23 protein-coding genes are annotated in these 21,852 nt (G+C 35.7%); 5 read left to right on the top strand and 18 right to left on the bottom strand.

Going from position 1 to position 21,852, the window contains the following annotated elements:
* Positions 1–4 precede the first annotated feature (4 nt).
* From cadA to arsD2, 14 genes are all read right to left on the bottom strand, one after another.
* The gene (cadA, locus tag AC4BC5_RS09245) at positions 5–2,107 is read right to left on the bottom strand and encodes a cadmium-translocating P-type ATPase CadA (RefSeq protein ID WP_003744464.1); all 2,103 of its coding nucleotides are present in this window, start codon (positions 2,105–2,107) and stop codon (positions 5–7) included.
* A 16-nt stretch (positions 2,108–2,123) separates the two neighbouring features.
* Entirely contained in the window at positions 2,124–2,480 is a 357-nt protein-coding gene (cadC, locus tag AC4BC5_RS09240) for a Cd(II)-sensing metalloregulatory transcriptional repressor CadC (RefSeq protein WP_003744462.1), read from the bottom strand.
* Between the two features lie 338 nt (positions 2,481–2,818).
* Complete coding sequence (locus AC4BC5_RS09235) at positions 2,819–3,589, bottom strand: ABC transporter permease (RefSeq protein ID WP_003744460.1); 771 nt, start codon at positions 3,587–3,589, stop codon at positions 2,819–2,821.
* On the bottom strand, positions 3,582–4,517 hold the full coding sequence (locus AC4BC5_RS09230) for an ABC transporter ATP-binding protein (RefSeq protein WP_002372158.1): 936 nt from the start codon (positions 4,515–4,517) through the stop codon (positions 3,582–3,584). The genes AC4BC5_RS09235 and AC4BC5_RS09230 overlap by 8 nt, the downstream gene beginning before the upstream one ends.
* Before the next feature lie 77 nt (positions 4,518–4,594).
* The gene (locus AC4BC5_RS09225; protein ID WP_003744454.1) at positions 4,595–4,774 is read right to left on the bottom strand and encodes a hypothetical protein; all 180 of its coding nucleotides are present in this window, start codon (positions 4,772–4,774) and stop codon (positions 4,595–4,597) included.
* 24 nt (positions 4,775–4,798) lie between these two features.
* Complete coding sequence (locus AC4BC5_RS09220) at positions 4,799–6,472, bottom strand: FAD-dependent oxidoreductase (protein ID WP_490495127.1); 1,674 nt, start codon at positions 6,470–6,472, stop codon at positions 4,799–4,801.
* Between the two features lie 20 nt (positions 6,473–6,492).
* Complete coding sequence (arsB, locus tag AC4BC5_RS09215; RefSeq protein WP_003744449.1) at positions 6,493–7,548, bottom strand: arsenite efflux transporter membrane subunit ArsB; 1,056 nt, start codon at positions 7,546–7,548, stop codon at positions 6,493–6,495.
* Between the two features lie 29 nt (positions 7,549–7,577).
* Entirely contained in the window at positions 7,578–8,657 is a 1,080-nt protein-coding gene (gene arsB / locus AC4BC5_RS09210; protein ID WP_003744447.1) for an arsenite efflux transporter membrane subunit ArsB, read from the bottom strand.
* Positions 8,658–8,736: 79 nt separating this feature from the next.
* Positions 8,737–10,479 (bottom strand): arsenite efflux transporter ATPase subunit ArsA, encoded by a 1,743-nt coding sequence (arsA, locus tag AC4BC5_RS09205; RefSeq protein WP_002333378.1) that lies wholly within the window; start codon positions 10,477–10,479, stop codon positions 8,737–8,739.
* Positions 10,480–10,514: 35 nt separating this feature from the next.
* The gene (gene arsR, locus AC4BC5_RS09200; RefSeq protein ID WP_003744438.1) at positions 10,515–10,880 is read right to left on the bottom strand and encodes an As(III)-sensing metalloregulatory transcriptional repressor ArsR; all 366 of its coding nucleotides are present in this window, start codon (positions 10,878–10,880) and stop codon (positions 10,515–10,517) included.
* Between the two features lie 132 nt (positions 10,881–11,012).
* Positions 11,013–11,384, bottom strand: coding sequence for an arsenite efflux transporter metallochaperone ArsD (gene arsD / locus AC4BC5_RS09195; protein ID WP_003744436.1), 372 nt, complete (start codon positions 11,382–11,384; stop codon positions 11,013–11,015).
* Position 11,385: 1 nt separating this feature from the next.
* Positions 11,386–11,679, bottom strand: coding sequence for an As(III)-sensing metalloregulatory transcriptional repressor ArsR (locus AC4BC5_RS09190; protein ID WP_002333381.1), 294 nt, complete (start codon positions 11,677–11,679; stop codon positions 11,386–11,388).
* A gap of 90 nt (positions 11,680–11,769) precedes the next feature.
* Positions 11,770–13,509: an arsenite efflux transporter ATPase subunit ArsA gene (arsA, locus tag AC4BC5_RS09185; RefSeq protein WP_003744432.1), complete on the bottom strand. Its 1,740-nt coding sequence runs from the start codon at positions 13,507–13,509 to the stop codon at positions 11,770–11,772.
* A gap of 19 nt (positions 13,510–13,528) precedes the next feature.
* Positions 13,529–13,840: an arsenite efflux transporter metallochaperone ArsD-related protein gene (gene arsD2 / locus AC4BC5_RS09180; protein WP_003744430.1), complete on the bottom strand. Its 312-nt coding sequence runs from the start codon at positions 13,838–13,840 to the stop codon at positions 13,529–13,531.
* 267 nt (positions 13,841–14,107) lie between these two features.
* Here arsD2 and AC4BC5_RS09175 point away from each other — a divergent pair, with 267 nt between their 5' ends.
* The 5 genes from AC4BC5_RS09175 to AC4BC5_RS09155 all read left to right on the top strand — a co-directional run bounded on the left by AC4BC5_RS09175 (position 14,108) and on the right by AC4BC5_RS09155 (position 17,352).
* Positions 14,108–14,566: a hypothetical protein gene (locus tag AC4BC5_RS09175; protein WP_010783800.1), complete on the top strand. Its 459-nt coding sequence runs from the start codon at positions 14,108–14,110 to the stop codon at positions 14,564–14,566.
* A 17-nt stretch (positions 14,567–14,583) separates the two neighbouring features.
* A complete protein-coding gene (locus tag AC4BC5_RS09170) occupies positions 14,584–14,988 on the top strand; it encodes a sigma-70 family RNA polymerase sigma factor (protein WP_002415733.1) in 405 nt (134 codons plus the stop codon).
* Between the two features lie 65 nt (positions 14,989–15,053).
* Positions 15,054–15,254, top strand: a complete 201-nt coding sequence (locus AC4BC5_RS09165) for a helix-turn-helix domain-containing protein (protein ID WP_002372173.1) — start codon at positions 15,054–15,056, stop codon at positions 15,252–15,254.
* A gap of 621 nt (positions 15,255–15,875) precedes the next feature.
* The gene (locus AC4BC5_RS09160) at positions 15,876–16,082 is read left to right on the top strand and encodes a hypothetical protein (RefSeq protein WP_003744413.1); all 207 of its coding nucleotides are present in this window, start codon (positions 15,876–15,878) and stop codon (positions 16,080–16,082) included.
* Between the two features lie 79 nt (positions 16,083–16,161).
* Entirely contained in the window at positions 16,162–17,352 is a 1,191-nt protein-coding gene (locus AC4BC5_RS09155; protein ID WP_002367047.1) for a site-specific integrase, read from the top strand.
* A 97-nt stretch (positions 17,353–17,449) separates the two neighbouring features.
* On the opposite strand, the gene sufB is transcribed toward AC4BC5_RS09155, so the two are convergent.
* From sufB to sufD, 4 genes are read right to left on the bottom strand one after another with little or no spacing between them, the layout of a single operon-like run.
* The gene (gene sufB, locus AC4BC5_RS09150; RefSeq protein ID WP_490495126.1) at positions 17,450–18,841 is read right to left on the bottom strand and encodes a Fe-S cluster assembly protein SufB; all 1,392 of its coding nucleotides are present in this window, start codon (positions 18,839–18,841) and stop codon (positions 17,450–17,452) included.
* Positions 18,842–18,846: 5 nt separating this feature from the next.
* Entirely contained in the window at positions 18,847–19,329 is a 483-nt protein-coding gene (gene sufU, locus AC4BC5_RS09145; RefSeq protein WP_490495125.1) for a Fe-S cluster assembly sulfur transfer protein SufU, read from the bottom strand.
* The gene (locus AC4BC5_RS09140; protein ID WP_490495124.1) at positions 19,316–20,551 is read right to left on the bottom strand and encodes a cysteine desulfurase; all 1,236 of its coding nucleotides are present in this window, start codon (positions 20,549–20,551) and stop codon (positions 19,316–19,318) included. Before AC4BC5_RS09140 ends, sufU begins: the two co-directional genes overlap by 14 nt.
* On the bottom strand, positions 20,548–21,840 hold the full coding sequence (gene sufD / locus AC4BC5_RS09135) for a Fe-S cluster assembly protein SufD (RefSeq protein WP_490495123.1): 1,293 nt from the start codon (positions 21,838–21,840) through the stop codon (positions 20,548–20,550). The genes AC4BC5_RS09140 and sufD overlap by 4 nt, the downstream gene beginning before the upstream one ends.
* Positions 21,841–21,852 lie beyond the last annotated feature (12 nt).

Below are 21,852 nucleotides of genomic sequence, written 5' to 3'. Positions count from 1 at the left end.
CTGATTATTTATATCTTATGACACGTGTAGCATTTAAAATCGCCAATACAGATACACCAACATCAGCAAATACAGCTTCCCACATTGTTGCAATTCCGAATGCACCAAGAGTTAAAAAGATGGCTTTAACACCTAATGCAAAAATAATATTTTGCCATACTATTTTCTTTGTAAAACTTGAAATATCAATGGCTTTTGCTATTTTAGAAGGTTCATCGGTCATTAAGACAATATCTGCTGCCTCAATAGCAGCATCTGACCCTAAACCGCCCATAGCAATTCCGATATCTGCTCTTGCTAATACGGGAGCATCATTGATTCCATCACCGACAAAGGCTAGTTTTCCTTTGTCAACTTCCTCATTTTCAAGTCTTTCTAAAATATCCACTTTGTCTGTTGGAAGTAATTCTGAATAAACTTCATCTAATGACAATTCTTTAGCAATATTTTGAGCAATCACTTTATTATCACCTGTTAGCATGACTGTCTTTTGAACACCTTTACTCTTAAGTGATTGAATGGCTTCAAAACTATCTTTTTTAATTTTATCTGAAATCACAATTGAACCAGCAAATACATTATCAATAGCAATATAAACAACCGTTCCTGTTTCGCTGTTCGACATATACTCAATATTATGCTGTTTCATTAATTTTTCATTTCCTGCAAGAACAGGTTTTTCTTTAATCAATACACTAATTCCATGTCCTGCAATTTCTTGATAAGAATCAAGTTCACTGTGTTCAATCTCTTTACCATAAGCTTTCTTAATTGACATAGCAATTGGGTGATTAGACAGTGTTTCTGCTTTTGCTCCATACTCTATTAATTGCTCTTCTGTAAAACCATTGCTTGTATTAATAGAAGTGACTTCAAATACTCCCTCTGTTAGTGTTCCTGTTTTATCAAATACAATTGTATCAACATTGTTTAAGGCTTCAAGAAAATTACTGCCTTTTACTAGAATACCATGTTTAGAAGCACCACCAATTCCACCAAAGAAACCTAGCGGGATTGAAACAACCAATGCACATGGACAAGAGATTACAAGAAAGATTAGCCCTCTATTTACCCAATCAGACCACTCACCACCAAAGAATAGGGGAGGAATGACTGCTAATAGGGTTGCAACAATTACCACTACTGGAGTATAGTATCTTGAAAATTTTGTGATAAAGTTTTCAGTGGGGGCTTTTTTACTACTAGCATTTTCAACAAGATCAATAATCTTTGCCACCGTTGATTCACCAAATGTTTTTGTAACTTCAATCGTTAAGACACCACTCTGATTGATACAACCAGACAATACGTTATCTCCAGTTTTTGTTTTTCGTGGGACCGATTCACCTGTTAATGCTTTTGTATCTAACAGGGATTCGCCAGCAACGACAATTCCATCAAGAGATACTTTTTCGCCAGCCTTAACAATAATGATATCACCAATCTTTATTGTTTCAGGTTTTACTTTCTTGATGTCGTTTCCAACTTTCAAGTTAGCATAATCTGGTCGAATATCCATTAAATCTGTAATTGATTTTTTAGAACGCTTAACGGCAATATCTTGAAACAATTCACCAATTTGATAAAAAAGCATAACAGCAACTGCTTCTGCGGTTTCTCCAATGATAAAGGCTCCAATCGTTGCAATACTCATTAAGAAGTTTTCATCAAATACTTGGCCCTTAAAAATATTACGAATTGCTTTTAACAATACATCTCCACCAAGAATTGCATAACTGATTAAGAATAACGCTAACTTCAACCAATCATTTATACCGTCTTGCATGTTGGCTATAACTGCAAATATAAGTATAATTGCACCAACTACTAGTCGAAGAAAAATCTTATTATCTTTAAGACTCAAATTTTTTGTTGGTTCTTTTTTATATTCCTGTTTAGGAAAAACACCAACTTCTGGTTCGTACGTATGCACGATTTTTTCGATTTCTTCATCAAGACCGTTGTCATCTTTCTTATCAAATGCTAACGTCGTATTCATTAAGTTAAGTGTCACATTTTCTATACCGCTTATTTTCTTAACGTCATTCTCAATTTTCCCTGCGCAGTTTGCACAAGTTAACCCCTCTAAAATATACTCTTTCTTCATATCGGGACCTCCAGATTCATTCTGCTACATGCTTGAAACTTTGTTCGAAAATTTCATACACATGTTTGTCAGTAAGTGAATAATACACAATCTTACCCTCACGTCTGTTTTTTACCAGATTAGCGAGCCTTAAAGTTTTTAATTGATGAGAAATTGCCGATTTCGTCATATTCAGCAACACAGCCAAATCACAAACACACATTTCACTCTCGTGTAATGCATACAGTATTTCCAATCTAGTTTTATCTGCAAATGCCTTATATAAACTAGTTAAATTAGTTATTGCTTGTTTTTCAGGCATCACTTCTTTCACTTTCTCTACAACTTCTTTATGTATAACATCGCAATCACAGATCAATTCTTGTTTATTCATATTTCTCACCCTTTCAATTGAGCAATCACTCAACTGTATTGTAGCCTTTCAAATTTATTATGTCAATGTTGATTCCATACAATTGTCTATGAACGCTCCCTTGTTCCGATACTAACTTATACAGACAGCAAGCTTTGTCATTTTCGCTATATGCAATTTCTTAGAAAAAGTTTCAATATTTGAATCCTGTTCCAATCATTTGTTGTTCAATTAATTCGTTTGATGACATTAAAATTAAAAAAGATAGAAGCTTATTATTGAAATACAAATAAGTTTCTATCTTTTTACTGTTTAATAATCTAATTTTTACTCTCTCAACCTTTGATATTCCTTCTTTACTAGCTTCTCAGCCCTTTCCCTTTATCAACAAGATACCAACAAACAGAATAAAGGATGATAATAAAAAGAATTAGAATCGTTATAGAAATGACGAGTGGCACATCAGTTGTCCCAAGAAAACCGTATCTGAACCCAGAAATCATATAAACGATAGGATTGACTTTTGAAACTCCTTGCCAAAAAGGTGGTAGCATTGAAATGGCGTAAAATACACCACCTAAATAAGTTAATGGCTGTAAAACAAATGTTGGTACAATTGAAACATCATCATAAGATTGTGCAAAAACACCATTAATTAAGCCTGCTAATGAAAATAAAATTGCAGTCATCAATAATGTAATCACCACAATAAACCATGAATAAACATGAAGTGGAACAAAAAATAGAGAAATGACTGTAACCAATGTCCCAACTAAGATACTCCTACCCAGTCCACCAATAACAAATCCCCAAATAATAACATGTGTGGGTACAGGTGCAACTAATAGCTCTTCAATATTCTTTTGGAATTTTTGAGAAAAGAAAGATGAAGAAACATTTGCGTAAGAACTTGTGATTGCAGACATCATAATTAAACCTGGTACAATAAATTCCATATAGGAGAAGCCGCCCATATCACCAATACGACCACCAATCATTTTTCCAAAAATAACAAAATATAATGAGGTCGTAATAACAGGAGGCACTAAAGTTTGTACCCATATCCGTAGGTAACGGTTGGTTTCCTTAACTGCTAAGCTTTTAAGTGCTGTAAAGTAGATACTAAACATTTTTCTCCTCCTTTTGATGTTTGTCTTCGGTAATTTTTAAGAACAACTCTTCCAATCTATTTGATTTATTGCGCATAGAAAGAACCTTGATATTTTGCTGATTGAGCTGCTCAAAAATATTATTAACTCCCTGATTTCGTTCAACTTCTATAGCAAGTGTTAGATCATCTTCAAAAAAGTGCTTATAACCTTTTATCACAGGCTTTTTGTCGTAGCTATCTAAATCAAAAATGAAAGTCTCATATTGTAGTTTTGATAGAAGTGCTTTCATACTTGTATTCTCAATTAGCTCACCTGATTGAATAATTCCAATGTTACGACAAAGCATCTCTGCTTCTTCTAAATAATGAGTTGTAAGAATGATTGTTGTGCCACTTTCATTTAACTCTTTTAAAAATGCCCACATTTCTCTTCTAAGCTCAATGTCCACTCCAGCAGTTGGTTCATCAAGAATTAGCAGACGTGGCTCGTGCATTAATGCTCGAGCTATCATAAGTCTTCGTTTCATCCCTCCAGATAACATACGGGCACGAACGTTTCTTTTCTCCCATAAATTGGACTGCTTCAAATACTTTTCACTACGTTTCAGTGCCTCTTTTCTTGAGACACCATAATATCCTGCTTGATTTACTACAATTTGTTGAACCGTTTCAAACGGATTAAAATTAAATTCCTGCGGCACAAGACCAATCTGTTGCTTTGCTCGCTCTAAATCATTATCAATATCATAATCAAAAACCTTTACTTGACCAGCAGTCTTATTAACAAGTGAGGTAATAATTCCAATTGTTGTTGATTTTCCAGCACCGTTTGGACCTAGCAGTGCATAAAAATCTCCTTCTTCTACAGTTAAATCAATACCACGCAGCGCCTCAACACCGGTCGCATATACTTTTTTTAAGCCTTTTAAATCTAGTGCATAGCTCATTTACTCATTACCTCCTTACTCATATTTCTTTTGTCAAAAAACAAATGCAGTCAAGGTGCAACTGCATTTGCGACAAACTATTTTCTGTCTTCTTTAGCTTTAGATTCTCTTTTTTTAGCTAAAACATATAGAACCACAACAATTATAACAAAATTTACAAATATACTAACATTTATTTGATAGTTTAATAGTTTGGCAGCGAGGAAAGCTCCCAAGATACCAGCAAGTCTTGCCAGCGCTCTTTTTTCTTCTGTCATCTATTTAATCCCTTCATCATTAAATCAGTTAGAGGCGAGCATTTGGGCAATTATCTGGTAATTTTTATTTCCTCCAGATAAATTATAGACTTCTTTAAATCCTTCGTTTAACAGGATATTTTGAGCAGCATTTCCAGTTACGCCCTTATTACAATACGTGATTGTTGTTACATTTTTATCTAGCTCCGCCACTCTATCACGTATTTCTGCTAATGGAATATGGATAGCCCCTTTAACACAAGAAATTTCATATTGTTTTTTGGAACGAGTATCAATAATTTGCAGTTGTTCTCCACTTGCTTGTCGCTCAATCAATTCAGTTGGGGTCATTAAAGGTGTTCCATTGCTTATTGCATTATCTAACGCCATTCCAGTATAAAGAACGGGGTCTTTCGTTGTCGCAAATGGTGGTGCATAAGCAAGGTCTAAATGGAACAAATCTTCTGCTACTGCACCAAATGAAATTGCAGTGGCAATTACGTCAATTCGTTTATCTACACCTTGCTCTCCAATAATCTGAGCTCCAAGAATTCTCCCGCTACTTTTATCTGCTAAAGCTTTGATTGTCAGCTCTTTTCCACCTAAGTAGTCCGCATGATCTGGCTTAATATTATAAAGAATAGCTGTCTCTAATCCTTCTAATTTAGCTTCTTTTTCTGTTAAACCAGTATATGCAACCGCTAAATCAAAAACTCGAACAATACCAGTTCCTAAAATACCACGATGTTCCAGTGTTCCTCCTGTGATGATATCACCAGCAATTCTACCCATCTTATTAGCAGTTGATCCAAGTGGACGATATATTGGTTTATCTGTAATGACAGAATAGCTCTCAGCAACATCTCCTACCGCATAAATATGTGGTACCGTTGTCTGCATTTTCTTATTCACTTTAATCGCACCAGATTTTCCCAATTGAATAGTTGTCGATTGAATAAGTGAAGTATTCGGAGTAACACCAGCTGCAAGAATGACTAAATCCGATTTGATTGTTTGCTCTTGATTGGTTGCTAATTTAGTAATATAGCCATCCTTCTCTATTACTTTTGTGATTGTTGTATTCAGTTGGAGCTTAACATGATTCTTTTCAAGCTCCTTTTGGACACGATAAGCCATATCAGCATCCATTTGTTTCATGACTTGATTGCCACGTTGAATAATAGTTACCTCTATTCCTTTATGAACCAATTGCTCTGCCATTTCTAATCCAATAAAGCCTGCACCAATAATAGTAGCTTGTTGTGGCTTTTCTTTTTCAATAAATGAGTGAATGGCAGCAGCATCTTGAATAGTACGAACATGAAAAAGATTTCTATTAGCTTGCTGTGCTTTAAAAATCTCTGGCACAATCGGTTTGGATCCTGTTGCTAAAACCAATTCATCATAGGATTCGGTTTTCTTCTCCTTTGTTTGAAGATTCTCAACCTCAAGCGTTTGAGTTTCAGGATGAATAGCTGTCACTCGATGCTCTGTAAAAATATCTACATTATAACGCTTTTTAAACCATGCAGCATTTCTAGGGGTCAACTTATCTAACTCTTCAACTTCATCTCCTATATAATAAGGAATCCCGCAAATTGAATAGGAAATATCCTTGTCTTGGTCGTAGACAACAATCTCTGCTTCCTCTGTATTTCGTCTAGCCTTTGCAGCCACACTTGTCCCAGCTGCTACTGAACCAATAATCACAATTTTCATAAAGATGCCTCATTCCTTTTTTAAGTTTGCTTAAAATATTTTTGCTTAAATTTCAATGCTACATTTACTAAACCAATCAAAACCGGAACTTCCACTAGTGGACCAATTACTGCTGCAAAGGCTTCCCCTGAATTAATACCAAATACGCCAACTGCTACCGCAATTGCTAATTCAAAATTATTGCTCGCTGCGGTAAACGATAATGAAGCTGCAATTGGATAACTGGTTCCCATACGTTTAGAAATAAAGAATGAAACAAAGAACATAAGGACAAAATAAATGAGTAATGGAATGGCAATCCTTACTACATCCATTGGAAGTTCAATGACTTTTTCTCCTTTAACGGAGAACATCACAACAATTGTAAATAATAAGGCAACCAATGTAATTGGACTAATTTTAGGAATGAATTTTTCTTCATACCATTTCTTTCCTTTTTTCTTTATTAGAATCCAACGAGATAAAAAGCCTGCAATGAAAGGAATACCTAAATAAATGAAAACACTTGTTGCAATCTCACCCATTCCAATTGAAACAGCATGCGTTTCTAAGCCTAACCATCCCGGAATAACTGTCACAAAAATATAGGCAAACACTGAATAAAAGATAATTTGAAAAATGGAATTGAACGCCACTAATCCTGCCGTATACTCATTGTCCGCTTGAGCTAAGTTACTCCACACAATTACCATTGCAATACAACGAGCCAGACCAATCATAATTAACCCCACCATATATTCAGGATAATCATGTAAAAAGACAACAGCTAAAATAAACATTAAAATGGGACCGACAATCCAGTTTTGGAAAAGTGATAATAATAAAACCTTCCAATCTTTAAAGACACGCCACATCTCTTCATATTTCACCTTAGCTAACGGTGGATACATCATTAATATCAAGCCTATCGCAATAGGTATAGAAGTTGTTCCAACTTCCAGTTTATTTATTCCTGTCACAACCTCTGGTACAAAATAACCTAATCCAATACCAAAGCCCATTGCAAGAAAAATCCAGAGGGTTAAATAACGATCCAATAATGATAATTTTTTTGTTACACCTGCCACAATCAACATCTCCAAGTAATAAATTTAGTCTTCTTAAACTAGCTTCTTAACGATTGAGGTAACTCATTTTTTTGAAACCATCCAACTGTACTATTCGCAACTTTAACTAATAGCAACATGACTGGTACTTCAACCAATACGCCCACTACTGTTGCTAATGTTGCCCCTGACTGTAAACCAAATAGTGAGATGGCTACTGCTACAGATAATTCAAAGAAATTACTAGCTCCAACCATGCCTGCCGGAGCAGCAATCGAATGAGGCAACTTCCAAAAGCGAGCCCATGTATACGCAATAGCAAAAATAAATAGTGTTTGAATGGTTAGCGGAATTGCAATCAAAAGAATGTGCAGTGGATTATTCAAGATTCTTTCACCTTGAAAAGAAAAAATAATCACTAGCGTTAAGAGAAGCCCAATAATCGTAACCTTATCAAATTTTTTTAGAAATACTGTTTCAAAATAATGAAGTCCTTTATTTTTTATGATGAATGTTCGAGTGACAACACCTAAAAGAAGTGGAATCACTACGAATAAAACAGTCGACAAAATCAATGTATTAATTGGAACAGCTACATTTCCAACACCTAATAAAATAGCAACGATTGGCGCATACAACACTAAAATAATTAAATCATTAATCGCAACTTGAACTAATGTATAAGCTGGATCTCCTTTGGTTAAGTAACTCCAAACAAAGACCATTGCAGTACAGGGTGCCGCACCTAACAATACTGCTCCTGCAACATATTCTTTGGCTAAATCATTTGGGATAATCCCTTTAAATACAACGAAAAAGAAAAATGCTGAAATGGCATACATCGTAAATGGCTTAATTAACCAATTCACTGTACAGGTTACAATCAGACCTTTAGGTTTTTTAGCTGCATTGACAATACTAGTAAAATCTATTTTCAACATCATCGGATAGATCATCAACCAAATTAAGATTGCTGTTGGAATAGATACTTGATAATACTCGAATTTCCCTAAAGTTGCTGGAACAGCTGGCAAATATTTCCCAATTAAAACACCCGTAACCATACACAAAGCCACCCAAAGCGTTAAATATTTTTCAAATATTCCCAATCCTTTTTGTTCTTCTTTTTCCATCATCATCTTCCTCCATCATAAAATTCAAATAAGTGCATGATAGATAGAAAAATTTCTATCTATCAATAAAAAAAATAAAATGCTTCTAATTCAATATATTGTGTAGTGCTTCTCCAGAGATTTCTTCTGCATGCCATTCTACAACCCCATAATGATTATTAGATAATTCTGCTACTTTATCAATCCATGTATTTTCATTTTGTGCTCGGGCTAATAACATTGGATTTGTTGTACCACTTGTTAACATACTGTTATTCACGACCCACCATGTATGAGCAATGCCTGCTCGATCCAAGTCTTCCTGTAGTCGCATAGATTCATAAACAGGTGTTGTTTCAGGTAAAGTGACCATGACCACTTCGGTTTCTTTTCCATCTTGCAAACGAGGTAAGAGACGTTTCACTGATTCTGGTACTTCACCAGATGTCCGCTCTACTTCTTTATGGTAGCTTTGGGTAGAATCAAGTAATAGTAATGTATGTCCTGTTGGTGCGGTATCAATAACTACCACATCACAATCGGCATCATCCACAATCTCTGCAAAAGCTCTGAATACAGCGATTTCTTGTGTACAAGGCGAACGTAAATCTTCTTCTACATAAGCAACATCATCTGGTGACATCGTTTCACGAGCCTTGCTTAATACTTCTTCTGTATAATCTGCTAATTCCTTGTCCTCATCGATATGACTCACCTTGATTTGATCGGATTCAGAAATCACAAATTGTAAATGAGCAGCTGGATCGGTTGTAGCCAAATGAACTTTCTTGCCTTTATCTGCTAAACCAGTGGCAATTGCCGCAGCAATAGTCGTTTTCCCAACGCCACCTTTACCCATTGTAAAAATCACTTTTTTACCAGATTGATGCAACTCATTCACGATGTCTTTCAATCTAGGAAATGCTCTTGGTGTGACTATTTCAGTTAAAAATTCACCTTGATTGGATTTCAACAATTGGCGTAGATTTTCAACACCAGTCACATTGTAAGAACGTAAAGGAATACTGTACTCAGGAAAAGCTTTCAAACTATCTGGCATTTGTGCCAACGCTTCTTGTTGTCCATCATAAATCAATTGAGATACTTTATCTGTTGCTTCCTCTAAGACGCCATTCACTAATAAAACTTGATTTTCAATGCCTATCTCTTGTAATTCTTTAGAAGCTCGATCTGCTTCTAAAAGTGGTGCCTTTTGTGGTCTAGTTACAAGCATTAAAGTTGTTTTTGCTCCATCAGCTAATGTGGCTACAGCATGCTCATAAATTTCCTTTTTATCACCTAAACCAGATAATTGACCTAAGCATGAAGCTCCTGTTGTATTTTCATCCATAAAATTACTCCATGCAGACGGTAACTGTAACATCCTTAACGTGTGACCTGTTGGTGCGGTATCAAAAATAATATAGTCATACTTTTTCTCTGCTTCTGGATCAGTTAAAAAACCAGAAAATTCATTGAAGGCAGCAATCTCTACTGTACAAGAACCAGATAATTGTTCCTCCATATTCGCTAAAGCAGAATCAGGTAGTTTCCCTCTAAATGGTCCTACAACACTTTCTTTATAGTCATCAGCTGCTGTTACTGGATCAAAATTTGCTACAGTTAATCCCGGAACTTCTGGAATTTCTTTCCCTTTATTTGTTAATTCTGTTTGAAAAACATCTTGTAAATTACTTGCTGGATCGGTACTGACTAACATAACTTTTTTCCCACTATCTGCTAAATAAGTAGCAGTGCCACAAGCAGTCGTTGTTTTACCAACACCTCCCTTTCCTGTAAAAAATAGATACTTTGTTAATGGTAGCTGATCTGGTTGGTACAATTTCATGTTTGGTTTCCTCCTTTAAATTTAACATCATCATTCTAAGCAGTTGTTACTTTCTTTGTAGCTGTTACTCTCCCTTTACCCTCACAAGAACATGCAGCATTATCAATCGTATGACAAATACAGTCATCTGTGTTTTGAATTATTGTTTGAATAACACCAGATAATACTTTCATATTCTCCGCATTCAATGAATAGTTGTGCCATGTCCCTGATTTTCTGGCTTGAACAATCCCTGCATTCATTAACACTTTCATGTGATGGGAAAGCGTTGGTTGCGTAAATTCAAAATGCTCTAATAAATCACATGCACAACGCTCACCACAAGAGAGCATATCCACAATTTGAACTCTTTTTGGGTCTCCTAATGCTTTAAAAACTTTTGCTGTTAATTCATAATCCATCTTTCATCCCTCCATACATAGAAGTTCTTCTATATATAATATAGATGTTCATCTATCTATTGTCAATAGATTCTGTCTCACTTAATAAAAAAGCCTATGAGAATTTCTTCTCATAAGCTTTAGTTTCTTCGTTTAGCAACATCCAGATGATGGAGAGCAGCAACTATTTGATTGTTCTTCTTTCTTATCCTCTGAGAAATTAACACCAGTATAGACACTAAACTCCTCATTTGACGGATAACCAGCCATTTTCACAATTTCACCATCTAATAAAACAACTGGTAGTATGTCGGCTCCTTTAGACTGTAACAACTCCCCAATTTTTTCATTTTCTATGAATGCCGCAGGATTACCTGTTAAATTAAAACGCTCTACTTCTACACCATCGGCTTTTTCCAATGTTTGAATAATAGAGGAAACTCGAAGCAATTCTGTATCTACTCCGGGACCACAAACTCCTGTGTCACAACACATTGCTGGTTCATACAACGATACTTTACTCATTTTACATAACTCCTTCTTTTTGTTTTATATTCAATATCTGATGTATTAATTCTTGAAATTCTTCAATGTTCTCTGTTACCAGAGAATAATATTGCCATTTGCCTTCCTTACGTGCGGTTACTACTCCCGCCTCAATTAAAACCTTCATATGATGTGATAGTGTCGGCTGAGTAAAATCAAAATTATCCAAAATATCACATGCACACTTTTCACCAGTTGAAATCATATCTAATATTTGAAGTCTATTAGGCTCTGCAATTGCCTTCATAATTTTTGATAATCCTAAATAATCCATATTCTCACCTCCATATAGATGTTCATCTATATTTAATATAGAACTTTATCTATGTTTTGTCAATGAGTAAAATATGAGTTATCTCGTAAATTATAAAATATCTCTTAAAGCATCTCCTGAAATATCCTCAGCTTTCCATTCAATCACTGCGTAATGATTGTTAGACAGCTCTGCTACCTTATCAATCCAAACTTCTTCATTTTGTGCTCTTGCTAAAAGCATTGGGTTCGTTGTTCCGCTAGAAAGCATGCTATTGTTCACTACCCACCAAGTACGAGCGATTCCCGCTCTCTCCAAGTCATCTTTTAATCGAATTGATTCATAAACAGGTGTTGCTTCGGGTAATGTGACCATTACTACTTCTGTTTCATCCCCATTTTGTAACTTAGGCAGTAGCTTTTGAACAGACTCGGGTATATCTCCAGAAGAACGTTCAATCTCTTTGTGGTAGCTTTGTGTTGAATCTAATAGCAATAGTGTATGACCTGTTGGTGCGGTATCAATCACAACAACATCACTATCTGCTCCTTCAACTATTTCCGCAAACTTTCTAAAAACAGCAATCTCTTGTGTGCAAGGGGAACGTAAGTCTTCTTCAACATATGCCACATCTTCTTCTGACATTGTTTCACGAGCTTTTGTTAATATCTCAGACTGATAATCTGCTAGTTCTTTTTCTTCATCAATATGACTCACGCTAATTTTGTCAGTTTCTGAAATAACAAATTGAAGATGTGCTGCTGGATCAGTCGTTGCTAAATGAACTTTTTTCCCTTTATCCGCTAATGCCATTGCAATTGCTGCGGCTATCGTCGTCTTCCCTACGCCACCTTTACCCATTGTAAAAATAACTTTTTTATCCGTTTTATATAAATTATCCACAATGGCTTGTAAGTGGGGAAATTCTTTTGGTTTAATTGATCCCGTCAATAGTTCTTCTTGATGTTCATTCAATAATTTTCTAATATTTTCAATTCCAGTTAAATTATATGGACGTAATGGTACAAAATATTCTGGATACTTAGCTAAACTTGCTGGCATCTGTTTTAATGCTTCCTGTTGAATAGCATAAAATTCCTCAGAGACTTTATCTGTTGCTTCTTCCAGTACCCCATTAATAATTAATGCTTGATTTTTAATCCCCATTTCTTCCAATTCTTTTGACGCTCTATCTGCTTCTAATAAAGAAGTTTTTTGCGGTCTCGTTACCAACATCAACGTCGTTTTCTGACCGTCAATTAAGGTTTTAACAGCTAGATCATACATTTCTTTTTTGTCTACAGCACCTGATAATTGTCCTAAAGGAGCAGTTGCGGTCTCATTCTCATCTAAATAATTATTCCAAGCAGAAGGTAATTGAAGCATTCTCAGAGTATGACCTGTTGGGGCAGTATCAAAAATAATATGATCAAATTTTGTAGAGGCTTCTTTATCCGTTAAAAAATTGGCAAATTCATTAAATGAGGCTATCTCTACAGTACAAGAGCCTGACAATTGTTCTTCCATATTTTCCAAAACTGAATCTGGCAATTTACCACGATAAGGTCCTACAATACTTTCTTTATAGTCATTAGCCGCCTCCACAGGGTCAAAGTTGGCGACAACTAAACCTTCTACATTAGGAATTTTAGTCCCTTTATTTGAGAGTTCTAATTCAAAGACATCCTGCAAATTGCTTGCTGGGTCGGTACTAACCAACATGACTTGTTTCCCTTTGTCAGCTAGATAAGTTGCTGTAGCACTAGCTGTAGAAGTTTTCCCAACGCCTCCTTTACCTGTGAAAAATAGATATTTCGTTAAATGAATTGCCTCTGGTTGATACATTTCCATGATATTTCCTCCTAAATTTTTATTCATTTACACCTGTAAAATTTTCAAATTCTTTTAATGAGGGATAGGCACCAAACTTTTTTACCTCTCCATCCACAATGGTTATCGGTAAGACACTAATGCCATTTTTATCTATTAATGATTTGACTTCCTCATTTTCCAAAAATACATTTGGTTCAATTGTTAAGCTATGACGCTCCACTTCGTAATTTGTTTCTCGTTGAATTTTCTGTAATGTTGGGCTCAAATATAATAGATTTTTATTTACTTCTGCTCCTGTCATCTTGATACCACAACACATCTCTGACTCAAATAAAACTAATGATTTCATTTTATCCCTTCCTCAACCACATAGATGCACATCTATGTGATGCTCAAAAAAATAAGGAGATTGTCTCCCTTAAGACTACTGTTTATTTTTATACTTTTTTGATATCAACTAAGTCTTTTCATTTCAATACGCCTCACCCTTTCATATAGACGGACATCTATGTATAATATAGATGAGAATCTATGTGTTGTCAATATATAATATTTGTTGCTTTTTCCATTAGGTATTTCAATTTATTGTTGAATACCTAATTTGAAAGGAGAAAACATGAATATTTCAGAAGAAAAAAAAGTCATTTACCATCTTATGCAAGCAATTATGACTGAAAGACGACAACTAACTGAACAATATTTTGACTTAAAAGAGCGATTAAATGAGCTTAGTCAAACTAACACGAATGTTCACGAAAATAATGAATATTCGACAATGAGACAAAATCATATTAAAAAAGAAGATATTGAGAACGCTAAGTACTTATTAGCAAAAAAAGAAGGAAAATCCTACCTTCCTTACTCAAAAATAGCATTACAAATTTCTCATCTTCTTAAAAGTCATGGTGTGCCACTAAGTAATAAACAAATATATGAAAAATTGATTAATGATTTTCAACTATCTATCAACTACTCAAATTTGACGAACAATATTTTACCAAGAATGAATTCAGATTCTTCTATAAACGTCGAGAAAGTGACTCGAGGTTACTGGCAGTATAAATTAAATAATTAGTAAAGGATGATTCAATCATGAAATCAGAAGTTGAAGTTAACTATTTATTTGTTAGTTATGTACAGCAATCTATTAAAAATTCTGCCAGTGCTTGCCTAAAAAAGAAACAAAAATATTCTCATACCTACTTTCCAACTGATTCATTAGAAGATATTATGAGAAGCAGTATATCCGAATCTTATTTATCTCTTGATTTTATCTCAGAATCTGAAATTATGAATCTAGAAAATTTCGCTGAGAACGAAGCGCTATCTAGGGCTATTGAACAACTAAACTTCAAAGAAAAAAAACTACTTTATGAAAAATATATTCAATGTAAAACAGATAGTGAAATTGCCCGAATTTTTGATATCAGCCGTCAAGGAGTCTCTATATTCAGAAAAAGATTATTAAAAAAACTTGAGGTATTTTTAAAAAGATAATCAATGGTGTAACAATCGTGCTCCCCCTTCCTTCTTTCACCTAACATTAAGGAAGGGGGGATATAATGAAAAATTTCTTACCACTAATTGAACAAGCCAAAAAAGGGGATGAACAAGCTATGGAATTGTTACTTAAAGATTTCAAGCCCTTGCTAATTAAAGAAGCATCCAGACAAGGCTATTTGGATGAAGATTGCTTTCAAAACTTAACTGAAACTTTTATAAAAATAGTCCGCAATTTTGATCCAGAAAAATACCTTGGTTAAATTAGAGAGACAGGCTACTTTGCCTGTCTCTTTTCTATCTTTTTTGAAAAAAATCAGAATTATGTTGCTTTTATTTCTTCTTTTTCCAATTTACTTATAGAAACATTGTTCTTTGATAATTGAATAATCTTCTATCAAATACGTTTTCTTTGTATTGAGCAACGCTTGAAAAGCGCCATGACCGTGTATTTTATTGCGAGCGATTTTTTTCAAGCAAAGTAGACTTGTCACCTACTGCCACGACATGCAAAGAATATAATGATACTTCTGTAAAGCTCGCCATAAACTGGGGAGAGGTGAAACTCCTATGATATCTTTTGACAAAAGATAATTTGATAGAAGAAAAGAGACAAATTTACAGATAACTATTTAAGATATTGAAGCTTAAACACATATTTCTATTTATCCAATTTATAAAATCAAAACGATATTTGTAAGAAGTAAGATTTTAACTCATCAATATTTTTCTAGGAAATGGGAGCTGGAAGTCTTATAATCAATATACAGTATTTGCTTCTAGCTCGCATCCCTTGAAACATATACTATATCTGAAAGAAAGGTTGAATAAAATTTTATTGATTAATTTTGAATATTCTATTAGTCTCAGAAAGGAAATTGCCTATGAATACTCCTGATAAAGTACCTTTGATTCTTGGTAGATATGTGAACCAACAAACCTTAATGAAAGAGCTGCATATTGGTTTCGACACGTTAAAAATGCTTCATCTAAACGGTTTAGAAGCGGTTATTATCGGGAGACAACATTTATATGACCTAGAAGACTTAAAGAACGTTTTAAATCAATTAAAAAGCGCTGAACATAAATAGGGAATAAAAACGAATATTAAAATCTTACAAACAACAAAATATCCTAATCCAAATAATGAATTAGGAAGGAAGATTTTATATGTCAGTATCTTTTAAACAATACACTAAGTATAATCAAAAGCTTTGGAAATTCCAATGTTACCTTGGAAAAACGGAATTTGGTGAAGAAGTACGCACTACTAGAAGTGGTTTCCAAACAAAAAAAGAAGCCCAGCAAACTTATCGACAGTTACAACTTGATTTTGATAAAAATAAGTTAAAGATGAATGGTAATATTACGTTTAAAGAGCTTTATGAAGAATTTATTGAACAATATCGTTTAAAAGTAAAACCATCTACTATCATGATAACAAGAAGAGCGATTGAAGATCATGCACTTGAATACTTCGGAAATAAAATGCTTAAAGACATTTCAGTCCGATTTTGTACTCAAGTCAATCGTCGCTGGATAAGAGATGGTTATAAGCAAGCTTATTATTTCCGCAGGGCTGTTGCTCAAATTTTACAATATGGTGTTCAACAGGAATTGATTCTTGAAAATCCCATGCGTAAAACTGAACCAATCAAACGTCAAGAAATTGATGAACATTTAGTCGCTACAGAAACAATGACTGTTTATACACCAAAAGAATTAGCTATTTTCTTGGAGTCTTGTAAAAAACATGGCAATATGAAAATCGAAACCTATTTTCGTATTTTAGCCTACACTGGTGCAAGAAAATCTGAAATACTTGCCTTAGAATGGAACGATATTAATTTTGATAACAACAAATTAACAATCAGTAAAACATTGGCAGAAGTTGAGTACGATCCAAAATCTAAAAAAACTAAAGTAGCCAGTCAAAGCGCCAAAACAAATGCCGGTAAAAGGACTATTTCAATTGATTTAGAAACGATGGCTATGTTACAGGAATGGCGAACTAGACAGCAGTTTGAGTTTAAGGTTTTGGGAATTAGAGCAACGAATAAGCATCAGCTAGTCTTCCCTAATAAAGATAATCTTTTTTGTCGCCCCGGTCAGCCAAATGACTGGTATGATGTCATAGCGACTAAGTACAACTTAAAACGAATTACACTTCATGAATTTAGAAAAACACATGTCTCTCTTTGCGCAATGGCTGATATGAACTTAGAGGATATTATGTACCGAGTTGGTCATAAAGATTCTAAAATGACTCGTCAGGTCTATAACTACTTCTATCCTGAACGTGAAGAACGCAGTGCAGATCAATTCGCACAATTCATTGAAAAAGAGAAATATTTATTTTAATCGCTGTTGTAGTTAGTTTTGTAGTTAGTTTGCTTTTACGAAAAAAAGAAGCACTAGAAACATTGATAAATCAACGTTTCTAGTGCTAAAAAAGGCTTTAGCCAACACTGCCTTCCATCTCATACGAAATCAATCGATTCAACTCAACTGCATACTCCATTGGAAGTTCTTTGGTAAATGGTTCGACAAATCCCATAACAATCATTTCTGTTGCTTCGCCTTCTGAAAGGCCGCGACTCATTAGGTAATATAATTGTTCTTCTGAGATTTTTGATACTTTGGCTTCGTGCTCTAGGGCGACTTGGCTGTTGTGGATTTCATTGAATGGGATAGTATCCGATTTGGATTGGTCATCCATAATGATAGTGTCACATTCGATATGAGAGATGGAGCCTTTACTTCTCTTACCAAATGTTACTTGTCCACGATAGTTCACTTCGCCACCGTCTTTAGCGATTGATTTAGATACGATCGAACTAGAGGTGTTTGGAGCGTTGTGAATCATTTTGGCACCAGTGTCTTGGACTTGATTGGCACCGGCAAAGGCGATTGACAACATGGTTCCACGTGCGCCTTCACCTTCAAGGTAAACGCTTGGGTATTTCATGGTTGTTTTGGCACCTAGGTTTCCATCAATCCATTCAACGGTTGCACCTTCCATTGCTTTGGCGCGTTTTGTTACTAAGTTATACACGTTATCTGACCAGTTTTGGATGGTTGTATAACGGCAATACGCATCTTTTAAGGTAAAGATTTCAACAATCGCAGCATGTAAGCTGTTGCTTGAATAGGTTGGTGCGGTACAGCCTTCTACGTAATGAACACTGGCGCCTTCATCAACGATAATCAATGTACGCTCAAACTGGCCTGTATTTTCGGCATTAATACGGAAATACGTTTGTAGTGGGACATCAACACGAACACCTTTTGGTACATAGATAAAGGTGCCGCCTGACCATACGGCTGAGTTTAATGCGGCTAATTTGTTATCGGTTGGTGGCACCAATTTTGAGAAATATTGTTTGAAAATCTCTGGGTATTCTTTTAATGCTGAATCAGTATCTGTAAAGATAATCCCTAATTTTTCAAATTCTTCTTTCATATTGTGGTAAACCACTTCTGATTCGTACTGAGCAGAAGCACCGGCTAAATAGGCACGTTCTGCTTCGGGAATCCCGATACGTTCAAAGGTTTCTTTGATTTTTTCTGGAACGTCATCCCAATCACGGGCTGGTTTGTCACTTGGTTTTTGGTAATATTTAATGGCATTGAAATCAATATCTGATAAATCAGGTCCCCATTTTTGCATCGGCATTTTATTGAAGGCTTCTAATGATTTCAAACGGAATTCTAACATCCATTCTGGTTCGCCTTTGACACGTGAGATTTCACGGACGATATCTTCTGTTAGTCCTTCTCCGGTACTAAAGACTGGTTCCACATCATCGTGGAAACCATATTTATATTCTTCTAATTCAGGTACTCCCATGTTTCTCACTCCTTCTCTTCTTCATGCTTCATAAAGCCACTTTCGCCAATTCCTGTTTCAGGATGTTCTAAGGCTTTTTCTAAGGCTTTCCAAGCTAAAGTTGCACATTTAATTCGTGCGGGAAATTTTGCGACGCCACCAAGCATGGCTGCATCGCCTAATTTATCCAACTCTGGGACATCGTTTCCTTGGACTAATTGAGAGAAATTTTCGGATAACGCCATTGCTTCTGCCAATGTTTTGCCAATCACAGCTTCAGTCATCATTGACGCACTAGCGGTACTGATGGAACAGCCGTGTCCAGAAAAGGCAATCTCTTGAATGACGTCATCTTCCATATTTAATTCTAAATGGATAACATCGCCACAGGTTGGATTGTTTAATTCGATTCGTTGATTTGATTTTTCTAAGCTACCGTGATGATGTGGATGACTGGAGTGATCCAAAATCACTTGACGGTATAAATTATCTAATCTAGATAGTGCCATGTTTGAAAAACTCCTTTGTTGCTTGAATTGCTTCCACTAAACGATCAGCATCTTCTTTGGTATTGTAAATGTAAAAACTTGCGCGAGCAGTTGCCGGAACATCTAAGTAATTCAATAACGGTTGAGCACAATGATGTCCTGCACGTACAGCGACCCCTTCCATATCCAATGCGGTTGCCACGTCATGTGGATGGATACCATCTAAATTAAAGGCAATCACACCTGTATGGTCATCTGGATTTTGTGGTCCATAGACCGTCAATCCTTCAATCGCCTGTAATTTTGGTAAAACATATGCCACTAAACTTGCTTCATAATCATGAATTGCTTGCATTCCTAACGCTTCTAAATAATCCACAGCCGCACCTAAGCCAATTGCATCAGCAATGTTAGGCGTGCCGGCTTCAAATTTCCACGGTAGTTCTTTCCATGTACTTTCATATAAATGGACAAAATCAATCATTTCGCCGCCAAATTCCACGGGTTCCATTTGCTCTAGCCATTTACGTTTGCCGTATAAAATCCCCATTCCTGTGGGACCACACATTTTATGGGCACTAAACGCATAGAAATCAGCGTCTAAAGCTTGCACATCAACTGGCATATGTGGGACTGCTTGTGCACCGTCGACCACCATCACTGCATCGTGTGCATGGGCAATCTCCGCCAATTCTTTGATTGGATTAATCACACCTAGCACATTTGACGCATGCGCGACAGAGACAAGTGCCGTTTTATCTGTAATCTGACGTTTGGCATCTTCCATATCTAAAAAGCCTTCTGGTGTTAGCGCAATGTATTTCAATTTCGCTTTTTTACGAGCTGCTAATTGTTGCCAAGGAATAATGTTGGAATGATGTTCCATATATGAAATGACGATTTCATCGCCTTCTTGAACAAATGCATCCCCAAAACTTCGTGATACCCAATTTAATCCAGTTGTCGTTCCACGAGTGAACAAAACTTCTGCAGTTTCTTTCGCATGAATAAAACGACGAACTTTTTCTCTTGAGGCTTCGTAATCATGGGTCGCACGTTCTGCTAATGTGTGCACTCCTCGATGAACATTCGCGTTATTTCTATGATAATAGTCCGTCAAGGCTTGTAAAACAGCATCCGGTTTTTGTGTCGTTGCAGCATTATCAAGATAAACAAGCGGTTCATCGTTGACAATTTGATTCAAAATGGGAAATTCTTGTCGAAGATTTTGGGCATTGATCATGCGTTCAACTTCCCTTCAATAACATCAATTAATTCTTTTTGAACTTCTTTGACTGGAATCGCTGTTAACACAGAACCTAAGAAACCACGAATAACTAAACGTTCTGCATCTTCTTTACGTAGACCACGACTCATTAAATAATACATTTCTTCTGGGTCAACACGACCAACACTGGCTGCATGTCCTGCGGTTACTTCATTTTCATCAATTAATAAAATTGGGTTAGCATCGCCACGAGCTTTATCTGAAAGCATTAAAACACGACTTTCTTGTTGGGCATCGGCACCTTTTGCGCCTTTTAGAATGTGACCAATTCCGTTAAATGTTAAGGTTCCACGTTCACGAATAACTCCGTGCTGTAAAATGTGACCAATTGAATGTGGTGCTTTATTGGTTACGCGCGTATCAATTGCTTGAATTTGACGTCCCGCACTGATTGCAACTGCTTTTACTTCCGAATGAGAACCTTCACCGACTAAATCTGAATCAAAATCAGCTACGATATTGCCTTCATTCATTACGCCTAAAGCCCAATCAACAGAAGCGTCTCGCATGATATAACCACGACGATTCATATAAGTGGATAAGTTCACACCTAGTTGGTCAATCGCTGAATATTTCACTTTTGAACCTGGTTTAGCAATTACTTCAACAACCACATTCCCAGAAACTTTTTCAGCTTCTGCACCTTTTGTAATAAAACGTTCTAAATAGCTAAATTCACTGTGTTCATCCGCAACGATTAACACATGTTTGAAGAAATGCGTTGCTGCATTTCCATTATGATGGAAAACCGCTTCGATTGGTTCTTCAATGACAACATTTTTTGGTACATATAAGAACATACCACCATTCATAAAGGCTGCATGTGCGGCCGTCATTTTATCTTCATCCACTGGTACAGCTTTCGTCATGTAGTATTCTTTTACTAAATCGGAATGCTCTTGCATTGCTGTAAACAAATCGGTAAAAATGACGCCTTGATCGATTAAATGTTGTGGAAGTTGTTCAAAAACGGTTGCGCCATCTTGTTGTACTAAAATTGGATGGTCGCTCATTTCGTCAAATGACGGAATAGTTCCTTCTACCACATTTTCACCATTCAATTCAGCTTCATCAATGTTCAATAATGGCCAGCGTTCATATTTTACACGTTCAATTACTGGAAATGGTAGTGCATCTACTTTGTCTAACGCAGCTTGACGCAATTCAAGCATCCAAGCAGGTTCTTCCTTTAGAGCTGAAAAAACGTTGACTGCGTCAAGATAGTCTTTCAAGTTGTTTTTCATATATCTTGACCT

It is taken from the genome of Enterococcus sp. AMC2644 (assembly GCF_058216475.1).
Note: the sequence above shows the minus strand (reverse complement) of the source record. Positions and strands in the feature narration are given on the sequence as shown.

What these genes read in the sequence shown, in the direction of transcription:
- cadA (WP_003744464.1), bottom strand. Translation starts at nt 2,107, where the DNA reads ATGAAGAAAGAGTATATTTTAGAGGGGTTAACTTGTGCAAACTGCGCA.
- cadC (WP_003744462.1), bottom strand. Translation starts at nt 2,480, where the DNA reads ATGAATAAACAAGAATTGATCTGTGATTGCGATGTTATACATAAAGAA.
- AC4BC5_RS09235 (WP_003744460.1), bottom strand. Translation starts at nt 3,589, where the DNA reads ATGTTTAGTATCTACTTTACAGCACTTAAAAGCTTAGCAGTTAAGGAA.
- AC4BC5_RS09230 (WP_002372158.1), bottom strand. Translation starts at nt 4,517, where the DNA reads ATGAGCTATGCACTAGATTTAAAAGGCTTAAAAAAAGTATATGCGACC.
- AC4BC5_RS09225 (WP_003744454.1), bottom strand. Translation starts at nt 4,774, where the DNA reads ATGACAGAAGAAAAAAGAGCGCTGGCAAGACTTGCTGGTATCTTGGGA.
- AC4BC5_RS09220 (WP_490495127.1), bottom strand. Translation starts at nt 6,472, where the DNA reads ATGAAAATTGTGATTATTGGTTCAGTAGCAGCTGGGACAAGTGTGGCT.
- arsB (WP_003744449.1), bottom strand. Translation starts at nt 7,548, where the DNA reads ATGTTGATTGTGGCAGGTGTAACAAAAAAATTATCATTATTGGATCGT.
- arsB (WP_003744447.1), bottom strand. Translation starts at nt 8,657, where the DNA reads ATGATGATGGAAAAAGAAGAACAAAAAGGATTGGGAATATTTGAAAAA.
- arsA (WP_002333378.1), bottom strand. Translation starts at nt 10,479, where the DNA reads ATGAAATTGTACCAACCAGATCAGCTACCATTAACAAAGTATCTATTT.
- arsR (WP_003744438.1), bottom strand. Translation starts at nt 10,880, where the DNA reads ATGGATTATGAATTAACAGCAAAAGTTTTTAAAGCATTAGGAGACCCA.
- arsD (WP_003744436.1), bottom strand. Translation starts at nt 11,384, where the DNA reads ATGAGTAAAGTATCGTTGTATGAACCAGCAATGTGTTGTGACACAGGA.
- AC4BC5_RS09190 (WP_002333381.1), bottom strand. Translation starts at nt 11,679, where the DNA reads ATGGATTATTTAGGATTATCAAAAATTATGAAGGCAATTGCAGAGCCT.
- arsA (WP_003744432.1), bottom strand. Translation starts at nt 13,509, where the DNA reads ATGGAAATGTATCAACCAGAGGCAATTCATTTAACGAAATATCTATTT.
- arsD2 (WP_003744430.1), bottom strand. Translation starts at nt 13,840, where the DNA reads ATGAAATCATTAGTTTTATTTGAGTCAGAGATGTGTTGTGGTATCAAG.
- AC4BC5_RS09175 (WP_010783800.1), top strand. Translation starts at nt 14,108, where the DNA reads ATGAATATTTCAGAAGAAAAAAAAGTCATTTACCATCTTATGCAAGCA.
- AC4BC5_RS09170 (WP_002415733.1), top strand. Translation starts at nt 14,584, where the DNA reads ATGAAATCAGAAGTTGAAGTTAACTATTTATTTGTTAGTTATGTACAG.
- AC4BC5_RS09165 (WP_002372173.1), top strand. Translation starts at nt 15,054, where the DNA reads ATGAAAAATTTCTTACCACTAATTGAACAAGCCAAAAAAGGGGATGAA.
- AC4BC5_RS09160 (WP_003744413.1), top strand. Translation starts at nt 15,876, where the DNA reads ATGAATACTCCTGATAAAGTACCTTTGATTCTTGGTAGATATGTGAAC.
- AC4BC5_RS09155 (WP_002367047.1), top strand. Translation starts at nt 16,162, where the DNA reads ATGTCAGTATCTTTTAAACAATACACTAAGTATAATCAAAAGCTTTGG.
- sufB (WP_490495126.1), bottom strand. Translation starts at nt 18,841, where the DNA reads ATGGGAGTACCTGAATTAGAAGAATATAAATATGGTTTCCACGATGAT.
- sufU (WP_490495125.1), bottom strand. Translation starts at nt 19,329, where the DNA reads ATGGCACTATCTAGATTAGATAATTTATACCGTCAAGTGATTTTGGAT.
- AC4BC5_RS09140 (WP_490495124.1), bottom strand. Translation starts at nt 20,551, where the DNA reads ATGATCAATGCCCAAAATCTTCGACAAGAATTTCCCATTTTGAATCAA.
- sufD (WP_490495123.1), bottom strand. Translation starts at nt 21,840, where the DNA reads ATGAAAAACAACTTGAAAGACTATCTTGACGCAGTCAACGTTTTTTCA.